The 2,938-nt window shown below is 59.8% G+C and carries 4 protein-coding genes; all 4 read left to right on the top strand.

Annotation, left to right across the window (positions count from 1 at the left end; translation table 11 throughout):
- Positions 1-549 (top strand): hypothetical protein (locus PAT3040_RS28730; RefSeq protein WP_108995378.1); only part of this gene is annotated, 549 nt, incomplete at its 5' end.
- A 125-nt stretch (positions 550-674) separates the two neighbouring features.
- A complete protein-coding gene (locus PAT3040_RS28725; protein WP_108995377.1) occupies positions 675-1,553 on the top strand; it encodes a MurR/RpiR family transcriptional regulator in 879 nt (292 codons plus the stop codon).
- 48 nt (positions 1,554-1,601) lie between these two features.
- Positions 1,602-2,393 carry a GNAT family N-acetyltransferase gene (locus PAT3040_RS28720; RefSeq protein ID WP_108995376.1) on the top strand — a complete coding sequence of 264 codons (792 nt, stop codon included), beginning with the start codon at positions 1,602-1,604 and terminating at the stop codon, positions 2,391-2,393.
- A gap of 3 nt (positions 2,394-2,396) precedes the next feature.
- Positions 2,397-2,938: M20/M25/M40 family metallo-hydrolase (locus PAT3040_RS37555; protein ID WP_181376899.1), on the top strand; the 542-nt coding region annotated here is incomplete at its 3' end.

Here is a 2,938-nt window from a genome sequence, read left to right as displayed (position 1 = left end):
TCCGTCTGCCACTGGTTTGCCGGGGCAGGCGGACTTTATATTTATGCCGAGACGGAAGCGGATGAGGAGCCGTCCGTCATTCCCCGGGATATGGCCCGGCAATTTCTGCAGATGTGGCCCGGCTTTCCGGAGTCGAAGCCGGCGGCGCTGATGATGGACGTCTTTCACGATGGAGAACCCGCAAGCATGGACAATTGGCGCGGCAGCCGTCCGGTAGAGCGCAGCGTCGGTTCGCTGGCGCGGTTAAAGCCGGAGATGTACAGCAGCTATGTCTTTTATCACTATCAGAAGCAGGAGGAGCGCCCCTCCGGATTTAACCAGACGTACAGGATTGGGGCGCACGAAAATATGCTGTTCTCCTACTTCGAGCTTCCGGCTACCCTGGAATATCCGAAGCGGGAAGCGCGCCTGAAGACGAATCATACGCCGCAAGATTGGCATGCCGTCATGCAGCCGCACTTTATTCCGTGGGAAGCAGAGGGCGAAGAGGCTGAGCCTGCGTTGTGGCGCGAATTGCAATTGATCTACCAATACGAGCGTGCGGATTGACCGCATTTGCCCGAAAAAAGGTTATTGTCATCCTCTGGGCAACGGTCTATAATGTGGATATGAAGTGTTAACTTCGGAATTCACCATAATATGGTGCCTAAACTTCGGGGAAAGGGATAGATAGGATGGAGACGATTCGCACTCAGATTCGCAAAATGTTCGACGGCTTGACGGCAGGCCAGCGGAAAGTTGCAAAGTTCCTGCTGGAGGACCCGGGCCGGATCGCGACCCTGTCTGCCAAGGAAGTAGGCGCCCGCACCGACACGAGCGAGACGACCGTGATCCGCTTTAGCGTCGAGGTTGGCTATACCGGCTACGGCATGCTGCAGAAGGAGATTCAGAACGCGCTGGTGCAGGAGCGCAAAAACGCCAATCCGATCGGCAGTCTGGGCGAGGCGGCCGTCGGCGAGCCGGAAGACCCGGCGGCCTACATCGCATATCGCAGGAGTCTGAATGCGGCGAACGTGGAGCGGACGCTGACGGAGCTAAGTCCTGCGGCGCTGGAGCAAGCCGTCGAGCGCATCCGCTCCGCCTCGCACATTGCGGTCATCGGCTTGCGGGCTTCGTTCGCTCCGGCACATTGGCTCACGTACTCGCTTAATATTCTTCGAGGCAATGTCGTCCTCTACCACGGCGGCATGGAGGATGGCAACGCCTTGCTGTCCAGGGTACAACCCGGCTGGCTTGTGATAGCGCTTTCTTTCCCCCGTTATATGAGAGAAACGCATGAATTCGCGAAGGAAGCCAAGCGGCGCTCCGCCCAAATTCTCGCGATCACCGACCGCGAGTTGTCTCCGCTGGGGTTGATGGCGGATCAACTGCTGAAGGTGGAGGTCGAGCCGCCGGTTACGCTGCAGGGGATGCCTGCCGTCTTCGCGCTGCTTAATACGTTGACCGGCTATTTGACCGTACGCGACCGCGAACGGGTGCAGCAGCGGCTTGCGCAGGAGCAGGCAATCGGGGAGCGCTCCTTTTACTTTGTAAATCCAGCGGACACAGATTGAGGTTCGGGCCAGGCACAAAGCCGGCGCCCGCGATTGGAGGAATGGATCATGGAGCGGTTGACGTATCGCTCAGTAACGGATTTCGACGAGCTGCGGGAGCTGTCTGAGCTTCAAGGCACCGCATGGCCGATGGACATGTTTACTTCCGCCGTCCAGATGAAAGCGGCCGTGCAGCATGGCGGATCGGTTATAGCCGCGTACGAAGGAGGGAGAGCCGCCGGTTTCTGCTACGGCTTCGCGGCATTCGATGGCAAGGAGCCGTACTTGCATTCGCACATGATGGTTGTGCATCCCGATTACCGCGATCAAGGAGCGGGAACCCGCCTCAAGCAGGAGCAGCGGCTGTGGGCGATCGAACGCGGTTATTCCGCGATTACGTGGACCTACGATCCATTTCAGCTTCGCAATGGTTATCTGAACTTGTGCAAGCTCGGAGGAACGGTAGGCGTCTACATGTCGGCCGTATACGGCGTCGACCAGGCAGGCGACCCGAGCGATCGTTTCCTCATCCGCTGGGAACTGATGTCCCCTCGGGTACGCGCGGCTGTTCGGGGCGAGCCTGCGTCAGATACGCGTTGGCCGGATTATGCGAAGTTGATCGAAAAGGCGGGGAAGCCGGGCAACAGACAGCCGGCGTGGGATTCCGTCCACGGAGGTTATTTGCTGGCCGTGCCTCGGGACGCCGCGGAGATCAAGAAGCGAAGTCCGGAGACTATCGTCGCATGGAAGCGGCAGCTGCGCGAGCGGTGCCAAGAGGCGTTTGGCCGCGGCTACCGCATCGTCGGCCTGCTTCCCGGAGATGCGGAAGTCGACTACTACGTGCTGGAAGGAGAGACTTAAACGTTGAACTCTTCCGAATGGACCGAACGTATTGAGCGCTGGCTGACCGACCATGACGGGGAAATCGAGCGGATGTATGCGGAATTGCATGAGCTGGCGGAAATCGGCTGGCAGGAGTACCGTACTACCGCGTACATTTGTCAACGGTTAGGCGAGATCGGCATGGAAGTCCGGACGTTCGCCGGGCATACGGGAGCCATCGGCGTTTGGAGCGGTCCGGCCGGCGGCCGCAGCATCGCGCTGCGCGCCGATATGGACGCGCTCTGGCAGCCGGTGGGCGGACAGTGGCGAGCCAATCACTCATGCGGTCACGATGCGCATATGACGATGGTATACTCCGCCGTCCGTTGTCTGAAGGAGATCGGATATACGGTACCGGCAGGCGAGATTATGGCGGTGTTTCAGCCGGCCGAGGAACCGGCGGAGGGGGCGAAGGCGCTGCTGCGGTCGGGCCAGCTGGACACCGTGGACTGCATGCTCGGCATCCATCTGCGGCCGCAAAAAGAGCTGGCAAACGGGCAGGCTTCGGCCGGGATTTACCATGG

Origin of the sequence: Paenibacillus agaridevorans (assembly GCF_003112455.1) — a bacterium.
In the GTDB taxonomy this organism is placed as follows: Bacteria; Bacillota; Bacilli; order Paenibacillales; family Paenibacillaceae; genus Pristimantibacillus; species Pristimantibacillus agaridevorans.
This window is presented reverse-complemented; position numbering and strand designations above follow the sequence as displayed.

What these genes read in the sequence shown, in the direction of transcription:
- PAT3040_RS28725 (WP_108995377.1), top strand. Translation starts at nt 675, where the DNA reads ATGGAGACGATTCGCACTCAGATTCGCAAAATGTTCGACGGCTTGACG.
- PAT3040_RS28720 (WP_108995376.1), top strand. Translation starts at nt 1,602, where the DNA reads ATGGAGCGGTTGACGTATCGCTCAGTAACGGATTTCGACGAGCTGCGG.